Genomic DNA, 17,530 nt, shown 5'->3' on the forward strand with positions numbered 1-17,530 from the left:
CGCTTTCGAAGCGCCGTGATGTCAGGAAGTCAGTTGCCGTAATCGGCCAGCCGCAGGCCCGTGAATTGCCAGCGATGATGGGGATAGAAGAAATTGCGGTAGGTGACGCGGCTGTGATCGTCCGGGGTTGCCAGCGACGAGCCGCGCAGCACCAGCTGATTGATCATGAACTTGCCGTTGTATTCGCCGAGCGCGCCTTCGATGGCGCGGTAGCCGGGATAGGCGGCGTAAGCGGAGCGCGTCCATTGCCAGACGATGCCGAACGCGCCGTTGAGCTGGCCGGCGCGCGCTGCGACTTCCCATTCCATTTCGGTGGGCAGATGCTTGCCGCTCCAGCGCGCGAAGGCGTCACATTCGTAATAGCTGACGTGGCACACCGGCGCGTCGAGATCGATCGGCTGCAGGCCGGCGAGGGTCATGATCTGCCATTCGCCATTGACCTTGCGCCAGTGGCCGGGTGCTTGCCATTCCTCGCGGGCGGCGGCGGCGAAGCCATCCATCAGCCACAGCGTGGCTTCCTCGTAGCCACCGGCTTCCATGAAAGCGAGCCATTCGCGATTGGTGACGAGATTGCGTGCGAGCTTCACCGGGCCGACAAGCGCGCGATGCGCAGGCTTCTCGTTGTCGAAGTGGAAGCTCTCGCTCTGATGACCGATGGTGTGGATGCCTTCGGTGAGCGTTGTCCACGCATCGCCCGATGTGGTCGAGGCCGGGAAGCGCCAATCAGAGTCATAGGCCGGCGGGATCGGGTTCTGCGCGAAAGCATGCAGGATGTCGGTGAGCATCAGTTCCTGATGCTGCTGCTCGTGATTGAAGCCGACTTCGAGCAACGGGATCAGCGAGGCCAGCTTGTCGTCTGAGGTCTCGTTGAAGAATTTGATGACGGCCGCATCGACATGCTTGCGATAGGCGGTGACTTCGTCGGCGCCGGGCCGGGTGAGGTGCCCGCGCTGCGCGCGGGCATGGCGCGGGCCGGCGGAGACATAATAGGAATTGAACAGATAGGCGTAATCGGGGTGGTAGACCTTGTAGCCGGGGGCGTGATCGCCGAGCAGGAATTGCTCCCAGAACCAGGTCACATGGGCGCGGTGCCACTTCGCCGGGCTGGCGTCGGGCATCGACTGCACCAACTGGTCTTCCGGGGAGAGCGGGGCAGCGCGGCGTTCGGTTTCGTTGCGGACCGTCAGGAAGGCGTCGCCCAGTCTTTGGGCCAGTGCGCCTGCGGGGGCGGATTCGGAGGCGGGGGACGCGGTGCCTGAACTCATGCCTGAACTCTTGGCGAAAGCTGGATTCGTCACGAAAGTCTCCGATTTTGGAGAGAACGTTGCTCTTGGTGATGGGTTCCCGAGCAGCCTGTCCTAAATAGGTCATCCGATTGGTTATAAAAGGCCTGTCGTCATATGATCTTTGGCCGGACCGGACTTGGCAAAAACTGCGGAAAAGTGACCGTGGCGGGCCGGCAATAAGCCCCAATGCCTGTGATTTCAGGCTCTTGATCACGTCCATAAGACTTGGGGTGCGGAACGGATTCGGCTACATATATGACAAGTCTGACCGGGCGAGCGCCCGATGGCTGGGCCGCCAACTCCAGACCTTGAATCTGGACCTTGAACAGGGACGTGACATGAGCATTGAGCAATTCATCGAGAACGAAGTGAAGACCAACGACGTGGTGCTGTTCATGAAGGGCACGCCGCAATTTCCGCAGTGCGGTTTCTCGGGCCAGGTGGTCCAGATCCTCGATCACGTGGGTGTCGGCTACAAGGGCCTCAACGTTCTCGAATCCGCCGATCTGCGCGACGGCATCAAGACCTATTCGAACTGGCCGACCATTCCGCAGCTCTATGTGAAGGGCGAATTCGTCGGCGGCTGCGACATCATCCGTGAGATGTTCCAGGCTGGCGAGTTGCAGAGCCTGCTGGCCGAGAAGGGCGTGATCGCCGCCCCGGCCTCCGCCTGATTTCAAGTCGACAAATAGGCACGGCGACGCTGGACGTCGTCGTGGCTGACATCACGACCCTCCGCGTTGACGCCATCGTCAACGCGGCCAATGCGTCGCTTCTCGGAGGCGGCGGTGTGGACGGCGCCATCCATCGGGCGGCCGGCCCCGACTTGCTCGCGGAATGCCGCACCCTCAAGGGTTGCGAGACCGGCGACGCCAGAATCACCAAAGGTTATAAATTACCGGCCACGCATGTGATCCACGCGGTGGGTCCCGTCTGGCATGGTGGCCGGAGCGGCGAGGATGAGGCGCTGGCGTCCTGCTACCGGCAGGCGCTGATGTTGTGCCAGGCGCATGGCCTGACCTCCGTTGCGTTTCCGGCCATCTCCACCGGTGTCTATGGTTTTCCCGCGGCGCGTGCGGCTCCCATCGCCGTCGGCTCAGTCATCCAGACGCTGAAGGATGCGCCGGTGGTCACGACCATCACCTTCTGCTGCTTTTCCCAGCCGTCGGCGGATCTGCATCGCCTCGCGCTCGCACGCGCTCTTCCCCTTGTCTGAGAACGCCCCGCCGTTACACTCCTTTGATCAGGCAAAAGGAGCGGCGATGAATTTGCGGCACAGACTACGCGCGCTGCTCTGCGGAGCGCTGTTGCTCGCCGGATCGCCCGCTATCGCCCAGGATCGCTTTGCTGCCGAAGGCACCTTCGACATTCCCGCCGGCGCAAAATTCTCGCAGGAGAAGCTGGCCAAGATCGGCGAGTTCTTCCGCAAGCAGATCGCCGACGGCAAGATCCCTGGCGCCATCGTGCTGATTCAGCAGCATGGCAAGCCGGTCTACAAGGAATTCTTCGGCGTCCGCGATCCCGATACCAAGCAGCCGATGACCGATGATACGATCTTCCGGCTGCATTCCATGTCGAAGCCGATCACGTCGTTTGCGGCGATGATACTGATCGATCAGGGCAAACTGAAGCTCGACGATCCCGTCTCGCAATACATTCCGTCTTTCGCCAAAGCCAAGGTCGGCGTCGAGAAGAAGCTGGATAACGGCGAGAAGGCGCTGGACATCGTCGCGCCCAATCGTCCGGTGACGATCCGCGATCTCCTGCTGCACACGTCCGGCGTCACTTACGGTTTCTATGGCGAGAGCCTGGTGCGCCGCGCCTATGGCAATGCCGATATCTACAGCGGCGATTTCGACAACAAGGAATTCGCCGACCGCATCGCGCAACTGCCGCTCGAGCACCAGCCCGGCACCATGTGGGACTACGGCCACTCCACCGATATTCTCGGCCGTGTGGTCGAAGTCGTCACCGGCAAGTCGCTGCTCGGCTACGAGGAGCAGGCTTTTCTCGGACCGCTGGGCATGAAGGACACCGGCTTCTTCGTGAAGGAGAAGTCGAAGGAGGTCATGCTCGCCAAGCCGATGGCCTGGGACCGCGATTTTCGCACCGGACGACAGGGCCGCCCCGACACCTATCAGAAATGGGAATCCGGCAGCGGCGGCATGGTCTCGACGCTGGCGGATTACACGAAATTTGCGCAGATGCTGCTGAACGGCGGCGAATATGACGGCAAGCGCTTCATGAACGCGGCGACGTTCAAGGATATGACCACGGATCATATCGGCAAGGATTCCGGGGTCGGCCGTGACTATCTGTATTTCCCCGGTGACGGTTTCGGCTTCGGTTATGGCTTCGCCGTGCGCACCGATCCCGGCAATGCGAAGCCGTCGCCGCCTGGATCGCTTGGTGAATTGAAATGGGACGGCGCCAGCGGTTGCTATTTCATCATCGATCCCAAACAGGATTTTTTCTTCATCCTGCTGGAGCAGACGCCGTCGGAGCGACAGCGCATTCAAAGGTCTTTGAAGCTGTTGGTCTATGAAGCGCTGGAGAAATAGGCGCGCCGTACTCCTGCTGCTGACGCTCTGCTGCGTCGGCACCGTTATCGCGCTTTCGCCGCCGGCCCGGGCCGAAAAACCGCAATCCATTGCGCGCGAATTCTCTGCCGAAAAACTGCTGGCGCTCGATCGCTACTTTCTCGGCATGGTCGCGGAGCGGAAGATTCCCGGCGCGGTGGTGCTGGTGCAACAGCACGGCAAGCCTGTCTATTTCGATACGTTCGGCAATCTCGACAGCGGGCACCCGATGACGAGGGATGCGATCTTCCGGCTATATTCGATGTCGAAGCCGATCACCTCGGTAGCCGCGATGATGCTGATCGAGGATGGCAAGCTGCGCCTCGACGATCCCGTTGCGAAATATATCCCGGCTTTCGCGAAGACGAAGGTGGGCGTTGACGTTAAAGGCGGCGACGAACACGCCACATTCGGCCTCGTGCCGCTGCAGCGGCCGATCAGCATCGCCGATTTGCTCACGCACACATCGGGCATCACTTACGGTTTCTATGGCGACGATCCCGCGCGGAAACGTTATGCGCAGCTCGATATCTTCGGCCGCGACTGGGACAATGCCTCCTGGGCCGACCGCATCGCGCAGCTTCCGCTCGCCGAGCAGCCCGGCACGCTGTGGGACTACGGCCATTCCACCGACATTCTCGGCCGCGTCATCGAAGTGGTGTCCGGCCAGTCGCTGTATCATTTTCTGGAGGAACGGCTGTTCGGTCCATTGGGGATGCGGGACACCTCGTTCTACATCACCGATGGCGAACGGCGCTCGCGGGTGGCCGAGCCGTTCCCGGGAGATCGCATGGTCGGTCCGGTTGTCGGCATGCACGATCCCGCGGAGGTCATGCAATGGGAGGCGGGGGGCTCCGGTCTGGTCGGTACGATTTCGGACTATGCGCGTTTCCTGCAGATGCTGCTCAATGGCGGCACGCTGGACGGCAAGCGCTATCTCAAACCGGAAACAGTGGCAGAGATGACGCGCGATCACGTCGGGCCTGATAGCGGCGTGAAGCGCGATTACTATTATTTCCCGGGCGCCGGCAGCGGCTTCGGCCTCGGCTTCGCGGTGCGGACGAAAGAGCTCGCGAGCGAGCCCGGCCCGGTCGGCGAATATCGCTGGGACGGTGTCGGCGGCACGTTCTTCTGGGTCGATCCGAAGAACGACATGTTCGTGCTGGTGATGGCGCAATCGCCATCGCAGCGGGTGCGGATGGAGGTGGACGTGCGGAAGATCATCGCCGAGGCGCTGGAGTAAACGGCAGGGCAGGTCATCGTGGTGCCTGTTCCACATACTCAGTCCTCATCCTGAGGAGCGCGCTCTTGCGCGCGTCTCGAAGGATGGGCCAAACATCTCATGGTTCGAGACGGCGCCAAGCGGCGCCTCCTCACCATGAGGGCCGTCGGGATAAGGCTAAACCGCTCGCACCACGTCCCTGATCAATCCCAGCGTCTCCTCGATCATTTCGGCCGTCACATCCAGATGCGTGCACGCACGAATGCGGCCGTCCATGGTGGCGAGCAGCACGCCTTTCGTGCGCAAGGCTTTCACCATAGCAGCACCGCTGATGCCTGCGCCCGCGGGATCGAAGAACACGAGATTGGTCTCCGGCTGCTGAATGGCGATCCCGTCAATCTGGGCCAGTCCGCGCGCCAGCGCGTGCGCATTGGCGTGATCGTCGGCGAGGCGCTCGACGTGATGGTCCAGCGCGTGGATGCAGGCGGCGGCAACGATGCCGGCCTGGCGCATCGAGCCGCCCAATCCCTGCTTCCAGCGCCACACTGCATCAATGTAGTCGCGCGTGCCGGCGAGCACGGCTCCGATCGGCGCGCCGAGCCCCTTACTGAAATCGATCCACACCGAGTCCCAGCCATCGGACATCCTGCTCGCACCGATACCGGTGGCGACGCAGGCATTCATCAGTCGCGCGCCATCCATATGCGTGGCAAGGCCGCGGTCACGCGCGATGGTGACGATCGCTTCGAGATCGGATTTCGACCAGATGGTGCCGCCGCCGATATTGGCAGTCTGTTCGACGCTGACCACGGTCTGCGCTGCCTCGTAGCGCGTGCGCGGATGCAATGCGGCGCGCAGCGCATCGGGTGTGAATTTGCCGTCGGCGCCGTCCAGCCCGGTAATCTGGAAGCCGCCAAGCGCGGCATGGGTGCCGCCCTCGCGCGAGAGGATATGCGCGGTGCGATGCGCGAGGATTTCGTCGCCGGGCCGGCAATGCGCCAGCAGGCCGGCGACATTGCACATGGTGCCCGATGGCATGAACACGGCGGCTTCCTTGCCGAGCAGTTCGGCGACGCGGTCGCAGAGCGCGTTGACGGTGGGATCGTCGCCGACCTGCTCATCGCCGACATCTGCCGCAGCCATCGCCGCGCGCATCGCGGGCGTGGGCTTCGTCTGTGTGTCCGACAGCAGATTGATGCGAACCGGCGGCTGTGATCGGTCGGGGCGAGCAGGGGTGAAGGGCATTGGGAATTCCACGTTGTTACACACCACAAGCTACCCCGTCATTGCGAGCCCGCAAAATCGTCTTGCGATTTTGCTGAGCGAAGCAATCCAGAGTGAACGAGCGAAGGCTGGATTGCTTCGTCGCTACGCTAAGGGGAAAGTTGCATGCAACTTTCCTTGACCTCGCAATGACGGCTGATGGGACAGAGGCCAAACAAAAAAGGCCCCGGAAAATCCGGGACCTTGATCTTGTCTGCGCTGTTAGAAATTAGCGCGAATAGAATTCGACGATCAGATGCGGTTCCATCTGCACGGCGAAAGGAACGTCCGACAGCTGCGGAATGCGGATGAACTTGGCGGTCATCTTGCTGTGGTCGGTTTCGACGTAATCCGGGGTGTCGCGTTCGCCGAGCTGGCTGGCTTCCAGAACAAAAGCGAGCTGCTTGGAGGATTCCTTGATCTCGATGACGTCGCCGACCTTCACGAGATAGCTCGCGATGTTGACGCGCTTGCCGTTCACCTTGATGTGGCCGTGGTTGATGAACTGACGGGCCGCAAACATGGTGGCGACGAACTTGGCGCGATACACGACGGTGTCGAGGCGGCGCTCGAGCAGGCCGATCAGGTTTTCACCGGTGTCGCCCTTGAGACGTCCGGCTTCCACATAGATGGAGTGGAACTGGCGCTCGGAGATGTTGGCGTAATAGCCCTTCAGCTTCTGCTTGGCGCGCAGCTGCGTGCCGAAGTCGGAGAGCTTGCCCTTGCGGCGCTGACCGTGCTGGCCGGGGCCGTATTCACGCTTGTTGACCGGAGACTTGGGACGACCCCAAATGTTCTGGCCCATACGGCGGTCGATTTTATATTTAGCTTCACTACGCTTTGTCATCGCGTCCTCGATGTTCAATGGTCAATGTGAGGAGACGCGCCCTCCTGTGTACCGTGATCAGTCCAGAGTCTGGAAAATCTCGGCACCGACAGGTTCATTCCCAAAGCTGGGTGGAGAACCACGGGTGCGAAACGCTTCGCGGGCCGAAAACGGCCCGCGAGCAAGGCGGTTTCTAGGGGGAAGGCCCGGTTATGTCAATTGAAAGACAGGCTTTTTGCCGTTTGGCGGGCTTTTAGCACTGTCCCGGGCGACGATGACCCGAAATCAGGGCCGCAACGGCGATTTTACCGCGGAATCCCCTCGAACTCACCTCGGTTCCCGGCTATTTATCAAATACAGCCAATGGGGGAATTTTATGGATATTGCTACCTTGGGGTCTTATGTGGCGTTGGTCTTGGCGGGCCTGAAGGTATTGGAATTTTTTCGAGACAGAAAACCGAAACTGTCAATTGAGACGCTTCTGCGCGGTAGCGTCGAAATGGGAAACGACATTCTTCTTTTCAATTCCTCAAAGATTCCCGCTCGCGTGTACTACTACGAATTAATTTGGATGAAGCCGAAGCGTGTAACTAGATGGCTTGGGCTCAGGAGGGAGCAAATTGGTTACCAGTTCTCGCTCGAAGATAGCACCGCAGACATTTCGGTTGATGGCTATTCCTTGGCCACCCTAAATTTCAGCGACGAAGATCATTTCGATTGGGGGGATGATGCAGAGAATGACTTATACTTGAAACTCTCAATTGTTGGTCGCAAGCGGCCGCTATGGTTCTGGATTACAGGCCCTAAAAGTTGATGGATTACTTTACTTTTCTGCCAGTTAGCTCACTCGATCATAAGCGAAGTATACGCCGCTACCTTCTGATGCCCTCGAAGCCGGCGGCGATTCCGCGCTGGAACAGTGACCAGTCGAATCCCAGCGCCAGAGCCACATAGCCCCGTTCGATCATGGCGTTGCCCATATCGGCGTTCAGCGCCGCGCCGCCCAGCGGGACGCCTGACTTGAGGATTCCCGCTTCGGCCTTTGCAACCAGCGCCTGCACCTCGGGATCGCCCGGCTGGCCGCGTTTGCCGATGGATGTGGCGAGGTCGCCGACGCCGATCACCGCGATATCGATGCCCGGTGTGGCCATGATCTCGCCGATCCGGTTCACCGCATCGACATGCTCGATGGTGATCATGCAGATCATGCTGTCGTCGGCGCGCGCCATATAGTCGGGCATGCCCACGTTCCAGCGGAACGGCGCGTGGAACGGTCCCCACAGCCGCTCGCCCTGGGTCGGATAGCGCAGGCTGCGCGCGGCCTTGTAGGCATCGTCGGCGCTGTTGATCATCGGGAAGTTGATGCCCATCGCGCCGAAATCCATCGGCGCTTTCGCCAGCCATGGCTCGTTGGCGGCGATCCGCACCAGCGGCGTGCAGGGCGTGCCGGCGGTGGCCATGATCATCCCATGGGCGGTGTTGAGATCGATCGGGCCGTGTTCGAGATCGACGATGATCCAGTCGAGCGACTGCGCCATGATGCGCACGGTCTGGATCGACGGGATGGTCGCGATGGCCCCGAAAGTGGGGCGCCCCTCGCGCCATTTCTGCTTGAGATCGTGAAATGGCGCGGGGGTCGTCATCGTCACATGGGATCCTGTTATTTCGGCGCGGGCGTCGCCACCGGCTTGCCGTCTTCCACGACATAGACTGCCATGATCTTCAGGCCCTTGTCGCCGGTCTTCACGTCATGCGGAATCCCGGCCGGGACGGCATAGGAATCGCCGGCCTTGAGTGCCTGGTCCGGCTGGCCCTCGACGATCAGCGTCGCGTCGCCATCGAGAACGTAACCGGTATCGACACCCGGATGGGTATGGCGGCCGGCGAGCTGGTTCGGGCCGAGCTCAGCCACGACCGTCACGATGCGATGGCCGGCGGGATATTTGACGTCCTGCAGCGGCGTGCGCTTGATGCCTTGTGCACTGGCAGCACCGGCGCAGGCCGTGATCGCCGCGCCAACGAGCAGTGTCTTGAGAAGGCCATTCTTCAGAAAATTCGTATCGAGCATGCTGGTCTCCCTTTGCCGTTCTCTTTTCGGAACGGCGCGCCGCAAAGCTAGCAGCGCGCAAGGGAAAGTCGAGCGCTCGCTAGGCCGCGACCTGTCCGCCGAAGAACGGCGCCAGTGCTTCCGGCCAGGCGTGGCGCTTGCCGGAGGTGTAGAGCAGCACGGCATCGCCGGGCGGCACGCCGGGCTGATGATCTCCGATCAGGCCGACCACGCGGCGGGCAATCGCCGGGGCCGGATCGATCCATGCCACCGGCCAGGGCGCGATGCGATTGAGGTGGTCGAGCAACAGCGGGTAATGCGTACAAGCGAGCACGATCGTGTCGGTGCGGGCACCGGCGGCGTCCTGCACGAAGCAGGGTGCGATCTCGCGAAACAGATCGGCGTCGTCGATGCCTTGGCCGCCGAGTGCGCCTTCCGCCAGTGCGGCGAGTTCGGCGGAGCCGACCAGCGTGACGATGCAGCCGCCGCCGAATTCGCGGATCAGCGTCTGGGTATATTCGCGCTTCACGGTGCCCGACGTGCCGAGCACGGAGACGCGCTTGCTGACCGAGCGCGCGCAGGCCGGCTTGATCGCCGGCACGGTGCCGACAAAGGGCACGGCATAGGCGGCGCGCAGATGGCTGAGCACCAGCGTCGAGGCCGTGTTGCAGGCGATCACCACGAGATCCGGCCGGTGCGCAAGGATCAGCTCGCCCATCAGGGGCACCACGCGGCCGATCAGCGCCTCCTCGGTGTGCTGGCCGTAGGGAAAGAACGCGTCATCGGCCACATAGACATAGCGGGCATCCGGACGCGCCTTGGCGATCTCGCGCTGGACGGTAAGGCCGCCGAGACCGGAGTCGAACACAAGGATGGTGGGACGCGTCGGCATCATGAGAGCCTAGGGGAGGATGGTTACTGCGGAGTTGCTGCGGGTCTGGCAATCAAGACAGGGGCATTCGGGCTTTTTCGGGAAGGGCTGGGCTCCTTCTTAACCTCTCCCCGCTCTGCGCGGGGAGAGGTCGACCGGCGTAGCGCAGCGAAGCCGGGCGGGTGAGGGGCATGGCACGGGCTCACCGCTTGTTGCTCTCTCTCGGATCGGAATCTTCGATCCGAAAACGAGACGCATAGGACAGGCCAATGCCATGCCCCTCACCCCACCCCTCTCCCCGCGCAAGATGCGGGGAGAGGGAGCTTACCGCGCTCGCGGCTGGCTACACCGGCTCTAATGGCCGTTGCCTAACTTCGGGCAATACAGTCTCAATCGCATCGCCCGGCGCAACCTCGCCATCCGACACCACGATCGCCATCACGCCGGCTTTGTAGACGGCGCGGCCTTCTGCGTCGCGATCTTGCGTCGCTGCCTTCAATCCCTGCTGAAAGCGGTCCATCAGCACACAGGGTTCGCGCAGGCCGGTGAGTTCGATCACCGCATGTGTGCCCAGATGCAGCCGCGTGCCGGTCGGCAGTGCCGCAAGGTCGATCCCCGATGTGGTGACATTCTCGCCGAGATCGCCGGGCTGGATCGTGAAACCCTTGGCGCGCAACTCGTCGAACAGCTCGGACGGGATCAGATGCACCTGGCGCAGGTTCGGCCTGGCGGGATCGCGGCGGCGGTCGTAGCGGTGTTTCACCGTCGCGCCCATATGCCCGTCGCCTTCGACGCCGAGACCCGCGCGCAGGCGAATGCTCAGGCTGGGCGTCTTGCTGAAGTGGTGACCGCGCCGCAGGCTTACGGCGACGATGTAGCCAGTGGACTCCGTCCTCATGGTGAGGAGGCGCCGCTTCGGCGCCGTCTCGAACCATGGCGTGTGGCGCTCATCCTTCGAGACGCGAAAGACGTCGCTCCTCAGGATGAGGTACCGAACACGCGCGTGAAGATCGTGTCCACATGCTTGAGGTGATAGCCGAGGTCGAATTTCTCGGAGATCTCGTCGTCGGTGAGATATTTCTTCACCTCGGGGTCGTTCTTCAGCAGTGTCTGGAAGTCGCCTTCGCCGCGCCAGACCGGCATGGCGTTGCGCTGCACCAGCTTGTAGCTGTCTTCGCGCGACGCGCCCTTCTGCGTCAGCGCGATCAGCACGCGCTGCGAGTGCACGAGGCCGCCGAGGCGGTCGAGGTTCTTCTGCATATTGGCGGGATAGACCAGCAGCTTCTCGATCACGCTGGCCATGCGGTTGAGCGCGAAGTCGAGCGTCACGGTGGCATCAGGGCCGAACATGCGCTCGGCGGAAGAGTGCGAGATATCGCGCTCGTGCCACAGCACGACGTTTTCCAGCGCGGGGGTCACATAGGCGCGCACCATGCGGGCAAGGCCGGTGATGTTCTCGGTCAGCACCGGGTTGCGCTTGTGCGGCATCGCCGACGAGCCCTTCTGGCCCTCGGAGAAGAACTCCTCGGCTTCCAGCACCTCGGTGCGCTGCATGTGGCGGATTTCCACAGCTAAGCGCTCCATCGACGAGGCGATGACGCCGAGCGTCGCGAAGAACATCGCATGGCGGTCGCGCGGGATCACCTGGGTAGAGATCGGCTCCGGCACGAGACCCATCGCTTTCGCGACATGCTCTTCGACGCGCGGATCGATCTGCGCGAAAGTGCCGACGGCGCCAGAGATCGCGCAGGTCGCGACTTCCTTGCGCGCGGCGACGAGGCGCTCGCGGTTACGGGTGAATTCGGCATAGGCATAAGCGAGCTTGAGACCGAAGGTGACCGGCTCGGCATGGATGCCATGGGAGCGGCCGATGGTTGGCGTCATCTTGTGCTCGAAGGCGCGGGTCTTCAGCGCCGCCAGCAGGCGGTCGATATCGGCGATCAGGATATCGGCGCAGCGCGTGAGCTGCACGTTGAGGCAGGTGTCGAGCACATCCGACGAGGTCATGCCCTGATGCACGAAGCGCGCCTCGGGACCGACGATCTCGGCGAGGTGGGTCAGGAAGGCGATGACGTCATGCTTGGTCTCGCGCTCGATCTCGTCGATGCGCTCCACATTGAAGGTCGCGTCCTTGGCCTTGGCCCAGATCGTCTTCGCCGCATCCTTCGGAATGGTGCCCAGTTCCGCCAGCGCATCGGCGGCATGCGCCTCGATCTCGAACCAGATCTTGAAGCGGGTCTGCGGCTCCCAAATGGAGGCCATTTCCGGACGGGTATAGCGAGGGATCATTGCGCACTCTGACGTTTGGGGGATTACGCCGCGCTTTAGCAGATCGGGGCGGGGGAGGCCACCTCGGAGAAGGGGGCTTGGCGCGAAACCGCCGACGATACCGCAAACATCCGGCATGGCACCCGGGCGGCGCAGTGTGGCTGGACACTAGGTTTATGATCTTGTATGATTATAGTCATAGGAAAGAAGGGTGGAGGTTGCAATGGGAATAATGCAGGAACTGGACGAGATCGATGGAACCCTAGCCCGCCTGAGGTACGAATTGTGCGGGCTCAAATTGGAATTGAAGTTTCGAAGGTTGATCAATCGGAAAGCTGGATTCGACGCCGGTCAGCCGCGGGACGCCCTTGGCATGTGGACCGATGGTAGTGGAGGTGCGTCAGTCGACGAGACGGGCGAAAATCAGGTATCTGCAACATTCGCAGATCTGGCAAGCGTTCCGCGGTTCGAGGAATTGCTCGGCGGAAATGGCAGTAATACGACTGAAGACTTCCTTCAAAATATAGCGGCCACGATTACGCAGGATACCGCACGAACGGGAATCCCGACTATCGACGAAACAACCGAGAAGCTATCGGCCGATTTAATCCGAGTTATGGATGGACTAGAATTTATCCCCGATCAAACGCCGCAAGCATACGGGATTGCGGTGCATGTCGCGTTTGCCACAAGGGTCAGGGCCGCCGACTATCCCGGGATTGGCGGGGACGGAGTTGAACAAAGCTTCCTTTTCAAGGAGGTCGTCGAATATGGCATTGCCGGCAGTATACGAACCGACGTAGCTTTGAGGGATGTAGGCGGTGACGTGATCGCGATCTACGACTTAAAGACCGGAGGCGCGGTACTGGGCGCATCAAGGGCCGATGAACTGAGAGCGCATACAGGGGCGTTGCCAAATACACCGGTTATTGAATTGAACTTTTTTCGTGGATCACGGCTAAAGCATGAGCAGATCGCGGAAAATTTTCGAGTTGATCCAGCCCCGCGCAACGGGGACGGTTGTGTGCGGGAATTATCTGATTATCAAGCCGAGCGTCTACGTCGCTCGCGGCTTTTTTCTCGACACCACGCCGCATAAGAATCAGATGAAGCTCTTCCGGGTGGTTATGCCATTGTATCGCCCGGGAGAATATTTCTCGCTCAATTATAGTAATACGATTTCTGGCGAACACGCCGGGTTATTTCTTGTCGACAGAAAAGCCTACGCTGAGTCTGCGTCAATCGTGCTCGATAAAATCAACCCGCATATCGAACCCCTAAGGAATCTTCACGGCCCCCGAGAGTTTCTTGGTTACATCTCCTGGATGGCGAGCAACCGCATGATGCCCGTTCGTCTCGATTTCGGGTTGACGCATTATTTGCTCGGCAACTTGCAGCAAGCGACCGACATCTTTCGCGGCATGGAACGGGATCTCGCCGACTACAAGCCGCAAAGACAGGACAGGTATCGGTCGGTGATTACGCAGGTTTTGGATCTGCTGGAAAACGACCCCGCAGCATTGCAACCACTGCTCGACACCTGGCGCGATGAGCAAATCGAGAAACTTGGACTGTCAGCAAGCGTAGTGCCGCCGCGGCTCCGACTGGTGCCTTGATCGGTCCGCGGCATTCTTTGCGCGATCCGCAGCGTCGGGAACCATCCTGGTCGTTCTGTCCGGGACCGAGTCATTCCGGAAAGTTGTTTCTCTCAGTCAGAATACAAGTGCCGACCTTTCATCCGTCATTCCGGGGCGCTCTTGCGCGGGCCCGGAATCCATAGACACGATGTCAGTTGTTGAGTGGGGCGTCTGGCCGTCGGCGCGATCGCCAAGATAGCAATGCTCGCGTAGCATCTGAAACAATGCGATCCCAAAGCAGGAATGCTATTTCAGCGGCAACTTCGCCGTCACCGCCATGAACCGCCGGTTCGGCCCGGCGTGAAATTCATGCGCGTCCACGGTCTCCACGAGCACCGCAAGCGTCTGCGTGCCGTCCTTGGCCAGGTGATGGTAGACCTCGGCGATCCCATAGGCGGTGACGCAGCGCCGGCGCTTCGGCAATTGTTTGTCCTGCGCCAATGTAACGGGTACGGCGCCGTCGATGCTCAGTTGCAGCTTCATGCCGGCGACGATGACGCTGCCAAAGGTGCCGCGGCCGCCGGCGCCGTAACATGACGCCTTGCCGAGGGCCTGATCGGAGATCGTCAACGCCAGCTTGCGGCCGTCGGACAAGATGATGGCCTGCGTGGTGGCGAGCGGCTTCGGGTCCATCTGATAGATGCCGATCTCGTCCAGATCCATCGATGGCTTGCCGGCGAAGCGCGTGCCGGGCTCAGTGATACCAAGCTTGCCCAGCAGCGGCTTGGCCCTGGCCATCAACTCGGCGCGCACGGCATCCACTTCGCGCTCGTCATCGTCTTTGGTGCGAATGGAGAAGGGCGTGCCCTTCGCAAAGTCGTCGGTGCGCGTGTCGATCACCTGGATCTCGGCGACGATCTCGGTCGCATCATAGAGCTGCGTATAGTGCTCGAAGGCGAAATGCGCGCCGTCCGGCGAGAAGCCGATCACTTTGCGCGCGGCGGCATCCCCGGCCTGCGCCGTGCCGAGCAAGGCGAGCGAGAGCAGGGGAGCGAGCAGGAAGCGGCGAAAGCCGGCGATTGAATGCTGTGTCATCCCGATTGGTCGCGCGACGTGTCGCGAAGTTCATGGCTATATGGGTCTTCGCAGGTATTGACAACATTCCTTTAAGGATTATTATCCGAATTGTCCGGTTCGCGAGGGGCGCTTCTAGAGGCGTCTTGAGGTGGAACAGGGATGCGGCGCCTGCGGGCGGGAGGGAGACGTTCCCTCACGCACTCGGGAGGCCTTGGGTCACCGTCCGGCCTCACTACGGGGGTCTGCCACTCATGCTGGCTGGACGTGGCATTGGTGAACGGCGGGAAACCGTCGGGATCAGCGGAGTGCGGAGCTCTGCGCCTTTGCCCGGAAGAACGGTCCCGGGGACAGAAATCGCCGCGGTGGCGCGCCGTGAGGCGTTGCGCGGTTGCAGCTTGCCGGCGTTCCGGCGGGGTGGATCGCGACAGAAACCACCCCTTGCGCCTCACGGCGCGCTGCCACCCCTCATCGTTTGAGGGGAGACTATCCAAACAACTCGGGCTCATTGAGCCGCGAGACTGCGGAAGCGTGGCTGTTTGATATTTGAATCCGGAGAGCGCTACACCATCTCCCCGCGCGCATTCGCGGCCGCCGCGCGGATGCCGTCGATATTCGCCTTGTAGCTTTCCACCGTGCCGCCCTTGAACACGGCCGAGCCGGCGACGAAGGCATTGGCCCCTGCTGCGGCGAGTTGCCCGGCGACTGCAGCGGACACGCCACCGTCAACTTCGATGTCGATCGGACGGCCCGCGGTCATCGCGCGCAGGTCCGAGATCTTGCCGAGCGCGGACGGAATGAAGGCCTGACCGCCGAAGCCGGGATTGACCGACATCACCAGCACGAGATCGACGAGATCGATCACATATTCGATGGCGGAGATTGGCGTGCCGGGATTGAGCGAGACGCCGGCCTTCTTGCCGAGATTGCGGATCGCCTGCAGCGTGCGATGCAGATGCGGGCCCGCCTCGGCATGAACGGTGATGTGATCGCAGCCGGCCTTGGCGAAGGCTTCGAGATAGGGATCGCATGGTGCGATCATCAGATGCGCGTCGAAGATCTTTGTCGTGTGCGGGCGCATCGCCTTGATGACGTCGGGGCCGTAGGAAATGTTCGGCACGAAATGGCCGTCCATGACGTCGAGATGTATCCAGTCGGCGCCGGCGGTATCCACGGCGCGGACCTCTTCGCCAAGCCTCGCGAAATCAGCCGCCAGGATGGACGGGGCGATTACCAGCGGGCGGGGCGTGAAGCTCTGGGACATCGGGTTTCCTGAACGTTTTTGGGCGACGACGAATGGACCGCCTCGCGTAACATGGGGCAGGGGGACGGGCAACGCGCCAGCCACGGCCGCGCCATCGACGCGCTGCAGCAGGATAGTCCCGGCACATTCTGCCGCAAGGGCACGATTTGCCGGGAAACGCGCGCGGCCCGTGCGACCAAGGCCGTTGTTTTATCGAACTTTTTTCGCTGGCATGGGGCTTGCTCCATGTTCCCCAGGGAATTCACGCCGCACGCTGCGGCATGATCAGGAATTTGACGATGCTGCCAGCCCTTGCTGCTGCCACCACCGCGATCGATGCGCTGCAGGCACTCACGAAGTCGAAGTCGAAGGCCGCGACCACCGCGACCGGTGTCACCCAGAAGACCGCCAGCCCGTTCGATGTCGCCAGCACGTCGACGGCGGCGAGCGCCACGTCGTCGACGGCAACCTCCGCCACCAGCAGCACGAACAGCTCCTACAAGCTGGCCCCGGGCACCATGAGCACGCTGCTCGATGCCCAGAGCCAGCCCGCGACGGCAGCCTCTTCGGCGAAACGAGCCGACTCGCTGAAAAGACTGATGGGGATGCTCGACAGCGACGGCAGCGGCGGCATCAGCAAGGCGGAGTTCGAGAAGAAACTTGGCGCCGGCGGCACCAACACCGCCAATGCCGACAAGGTATTCGCCGAGCTCGACAAGAACGGTGACGGCTCGGTCAATATCGATGAACTGAGTCCGGCGCTGAATGGCGGCAAGGCACATCACGCCGGCGGCGGCGGTATGGGCGGTGGATCTGGTAGTGGCTCTGACACTGCTGGTTCGACCACAACGACCACGGTGAATGCTGATGGCAGCACCACGACGTCTATCGCCTATGCGGACGGATCGACGGTGAGTTCGACCACGGCCGTCCCCACGTCGTCCACGTCATCAACCGCAAGCTCGTCCTATAACGCGATCGAAAAGATGATCGCGCGTCAGGCGCAGCAGATCTCAAACGCGAAGTCGACGCTGGCGATCAGCGCCTGATCTGCGTTCCGATCCCGAACGCGCCAGTTCGCGATAGGCGAAGCGATCACGAATACGATGATTGAAGAACGCGCCGCGTGACGCGGCGCTGCTGAAAGCCGCGTGAACTTCCGGCGGCACCTGCGCATAAGCATACCGGCGACCGCTGGTGAAGGTGATGCGTAGTTCGCGGCTCACCGGATCATAAGTGACATGTCGAATCGCAGTCGACGGCATCGCAATTCT

Annotated in this window: 19 protein-coding genes; 8 read left to right on the plus strand and 11 right to left on the minus strand. The window is 61.6% G+C overall.

What is annotated here, in order from left to right; genetic code table 11:
- Nucleotides 1-29 precede the first annotated feature (29 nt).
- Entirely contained in the window at nt 30-1,265 is a 1,236-nt protein-coding gene (gene egtB / locus LPB73_RS06625) for an ergothioneine biosynthesis protein EgtB (protein ID WP_231081092.1), read from the minus strand.
- 359 nt (nt 1,266-1,624) lie between these two features.
- Between egtB and grxD the strand changes: the two genes are divergently transcribed.
- Genes grxD through LPB73_RS06645 form a run of 4 tightly spaced genes read left to right on the plus strand, consistent with a single transcriptional unit; the run spans nt 1,625 to nt 5,108 of the window.
- A complete protein-coding gene (gene grxD / locus LPB73_RS06630; protein ID WP_068736311.1) occupies nt 1,625-1,960 on the plus strand; it encodes a Grx4 family monothiol glutaredoxin in 336 nt (111 codons plus the stop codon).
- Entirely contained in the window at nt 1,960-2,502 is a 543-nt protein-coding gene (locus tag LPB73_RS06635; protein ID WP_231081093.1) for an O-acetyl-ADP-ribose deacetylase, read from the plus strand. Before grxD ends, LPB73_RS06635 begins: the two co-directional genes overlap by 1 nt.
- Before the next feature lie 46 nt (nt 2,503-2,548).
- Nucleotides 2,549-3,847, plus strand: coding sequence for a serine hydrolase domain-containing protein (locus tag LPB73_RS06640; protein WP_231080049.1), 1,299 nt, complete (start codon nt 2,549-2,551; stop codon nt 3,845-3,847).
- The gene (locus LPB73_RS06645; protein ID WP_231080050.1) at nt 3,828-5,108 is read left to right on the plus strand and encodes a serine hydrolase domain-containing protein; all 1,281 of its coding nucleotides are present in this window, start codon (nt 3,828-3,830) and stop codon (nt 5,106-5,108) included. The genes LPB73_RS06640 and LPB73_RS06645 overlap by 20 nt, the downstream gene beginning before the upstream one ends.
- 156 nt (nt 5,109-5,264) lie before the next feature.
- On the opposite strand, the gene LPB73_RS06650 is transcribed toward LPB73_RS06645, so the two are convergent.
- Nucleotides 5,265-6,332, minus strand: a complete 1,068-nt coding sequence (locus LPB73_RS06650; RefSeq protein ID WP_231080051.1) for a threonine aldolase family protein — start codon at nt 6,330-6,332, stop codon at nt 5,265-5,267.
- Nucleotides 6,333-6,579: 247 nt separating this feature from the next.
- Nucleotides 6,580-7,197 (minus strand): 30S ribosomal protein S4, encoded by a 618-nt coding sequence (rpsD, locus tag LPB73_RS06655; RefSeq protein ID WP_089265666.1) that lies wholly within the window; start codon nt 7,195-7,197, stop codon nt 6,580-6,582.
- A gap of 355 nt (nt 7,198-7,552) precedes the next feature.
- Between rpsD and LPB73_RS06660 the strand changes: the two genes are divergently transcribed.
- Complete coding sequence (locus LPB73_RS06660; protein WP_231080052.1) at nt 7,553-7,990, plus strand: hypothetical protein; 438 nt, start codon at nt 7,553-7,555, stop codon at nt 7,988-7,990.
- 58 nt (nt 7,991-8,048) lie between these two features.
- Here LPB73_RS06660 and LPB73_RS06665 read toward each other — a convergent pair whose 3' ends face one another.
- From LPB73_RS06665 to purB, 5 genes are all read right to left on the minus strand, one after another.
- Nucleotides 8,049-8,819, minus strand: a complete 771-nt coding sequence (locus tag LPB73_RS06665; protein ID WP_231081094.1) for an HpcH/HpaI aldolase family protein — start codon at nt 8,817-8,819, stop codon at nt 8,049-8,051.
- Nucleotides 8,820-8,836: 17 nt separating this feature from the next.
- Nucleotides 8,837-9,244, minus strand: a complete 408-nt coding sequence (locus tag LPB73_RS06670; protein ID WP_093756467.1) for a cupin domain-containing protein — start codon at nt 9,242-9,244, stop codon at nt 8,837-8,839.
- 79 nt (nt 9,245-9,323) lie between these two features.
- Complete coding sequence (murI, locus tag LPB73_RS06675) at nt 9,324-10,115, minus strand: glutamate racemase (protein WP_231080053.1); 792 nt, start codon at nt 10,113-10,115, stop codon at nt 9,324-9,326.
- Nucleotides 10,116-10,437: 322 nt separating this feature from the next.
- Nucleotides 10,438-10,992 carry an MOSC domain-containing protein gene (locus LPB73_RS06680; RefSeq protein WP_231080054.1) on the minus strand — a complete coding sequence of 185 codons (555 nt, stop codon included), beginning with the start codon at nt 10,990-10,992 and terminating at the stop codon, nt 10,438-10,440.
- A gap of 80 nt (nt 10,993-11,072) precedes the next feature.
- The gene (gene purB, locus LPB73_RS06685) at nt 11,073-12,383 is read right to left on the minus strand and encodes an adenylosuccinate lyase (protein WP_231080055.1); all 1,311 of its coding nucleotides are present in this window, start codon (nt 12,381-12,383) and stop codon (nt 11,073-11,075) included.
- A gap of 211 nt (nt 12,384-12,594) precedes the next feature.
- Here purB and LPB73_RS06690 point away from each other — a divergent pair, with 211 nt between their 5' ends.
- Both LPB73_RS06690 and LPB73_RS06695 read left to right on the plus strand, forming a co-directional pair.
- Entirely contained in the window at nt 12,595-13,461 is an 867-nt protein-coding gene (locus tag LPB73_RS06690) for a hypothetical protein (protein WP_158596866.1), read from the plus strand.
- Nucleotides 13,462-13,468: 7 nt separating this feature from the next.
- Nucleotides 13,469-13,978: a hypothetical protein gene (locus tag LPB73_RS06695; RefSeq protein ID WP_120292740.1), complete on the plus strand. Its 510-nt coding sequence runs from the start codon at nt 13,469-13,471 to the stop codon at nt 13,976-13,978.
- 267 nt (nt 13,979-14,245) lie between these two features.
- Here LPB73_RS06695 and LPB73_RS06700 read toward each other — a convergent pair whose 3' ends face one another.
- Together LPB73_RS06700 and rpe are read right to left on the minus strand one after the other, a co-directional pair.
- A complete protein-coding gene (locus LPB73_RS06700; RefSeq protein ID WP_231080056.1) occupies nt 14,246-15,034 on the minus strand; it encodes a DUF2259 domain-containing protein in 789 nt (262 codons plus the stop codon).
- A gap of 541 nt (nt 15,035-15,575) precedes the next feature.
- Entirely contained in the window at nt 15,576-16,277 is a 702-nt protein-coding gene (rpe, locus tag LPB73_RS06705) for a ribulose-phosphate 3-epimerase (RefSeq protein WP_231080057.1), read from the minus strand.
- A 278-nt stretch (nt 16,278-16,555) separates the two neighbouring features.
- On the opposite strand from rpe, the gene LPB73_RS06710 reads away from it, so the two are divergent.
- On the plus strand, nt 16,556-17,305 hold the full coding sequence (locus LPB73_RS06710; RefSeq protein ID WP_231080058.1) for an EF-hand domain-containing protein: 750 nt from the start codon (nt 16,556-16,558) through the stop codon (nt 17,303-17,305).
- Here LPB73_RS06710 and LPB73_RS06715 read toward each other — a convergent pair.
- Nucleotides 17,270-17,521, minus strand: coding sequence for a KTSC domain-containing protein (locus tag LPB73_RS06715; RefSeq protein WP_231080059.1), 252 nt, complete (start codon nt 17,519-17,521; stop codon nt 17,270-17,272). The genes LPB73_RS06710 and LPB73_RS06715 overlap by 36 nt on opposite strands.
- Nucleotides 17,522-17,530: the final 9 nt, after the last annotated feature.

The sequence above is a fragment of the Tardiphaga sp. 37S4 genome, from assembly GCF_021044645.1.
Lineage (GTDB): Bacteria > Pseudomonadota > Alphaproteobacteria > Rhizobiales > Xanthobacteraceae > Tardiphaga > Tardiphaga robiniae.

Coding starts and splice junctions, on each gene's coding strand:
- egtB (WP_231081092.1), bottom strand. CDS start 1,265: ATGAGTTCAGGCACCGCGTCCCCCGCCTCCGAATCCGCCCCCGCAGGC.
- grxD (WP_068736311.1), top strand. CDS start 1,625: ATGAGCATTGAGCAATTCATCGAGAACGAAGTGAAGACCAACGACGTG.
- LPB73_RS06640 (WP_231080049.1), top strand. CDS start 2,549: ATGAATTTGCGGCACAGACTACGCGCGCTGCTCTGCGGAGCGCTGTTG.
- LPB73_RS06645 (WP_231080050.1), top strand. CDS start 3,828: ATGAAGCGCTGGAGAAATAGGCGCGCCGTACTCCTGCTGCTGACGCTC.
- LPB73_RS06650 (WP_231080051.1), bottom strand. CDS start 6,332: ATGCCCTTCACCCCTGCTCGCCCCGACCGATCACAGCCGCCGGTTCGC.
- rpsD (WP_089265666.1), bottom strand. CDS start 7,197: ATGACAAAGCGTAGTGAAGCTAAATATAAAATCGACCGCCGTATGGGC.
- LPB73_RS06660 (WP_231080052.1), top strand. CDS start 7,553: ATGGATATTGCTACCTTGGGGTCTTATGTGGCGTTGGTCTTGGCGGGC.
- LPB73_RS06665 (WP_231081094.1), bottom strand. CDS start 8,819: ATGACGACCCCCGCGCCATTTCACGATCTCAAGCAGAAATGGCGCGAG.
- LPB73_RS06670 (WP_093756467.1), bottom strand. CDS start 9,244: ATGCTCGATACGAATTTTCTGAAGAATGGCCTTCTCAAGACACTGCTC.
- murI (WP_231080053.1), bottom strand. CDS start 10,115: ATGCCGACGCGTCCCACCATCCTTGTGTTCGACTCCGGTCTCGGCGGC.
- LPB73_RS06680 (WP_231080054.1), bottom strand. CDS start 10,992: ATGAGGACGGAGTCCACTGGCTACATCGTCGCCGTAAGCCTGCGGCGC.
- purB (WP_231080055.1), bottom strand. CDS start 12,383: ATGATCCCTCGCTATACCCGTCCGGAAATGGCCTCCATTTGGGAGCCG.
- LPB73_RS06690 (WP_158596866.1), top strand. CDS start 12,595: ATGCAGGAACTGGACGAGATCGATGGAACCCTAGCCCGCCTGAGGTAC.
- LPB73_RS06695 (WP_120292740.1), top strand. CDS start 13,469: ATGAAGCTCTTCCGGGTGGTTATGCCATTGTATCGCCCGGGAGAATAT.
- LPB73_RS06700 (WP_231080056.1), bottom strand. CDS start 15,034: ATGACACAGCATTCAATCGCCGGCTTTCGCCGCTTCCTGCTCGCTCCC.
- rpe (WP_231080057.1), bottom strand. CDS start 16,277: ATGTCCCAGAGCTTCACGCCCCGCCCGCTGGTAATCGCCCCGTCCATC.
- LPB73_RS06710 (WP_231080058.1), top strand. CDS start 16,556: ATGCTGCCAGCCCTTGCTGCTGCCACCACCGCGATCGATGCGCTGCAG.
- LPB73_RS06715 (WP_231080059.1), bottom strand. CDS start 17,521: ATGCCGTCGACTGCGATTCGACATGTCACTTATGATCCGGTGAGCCGC.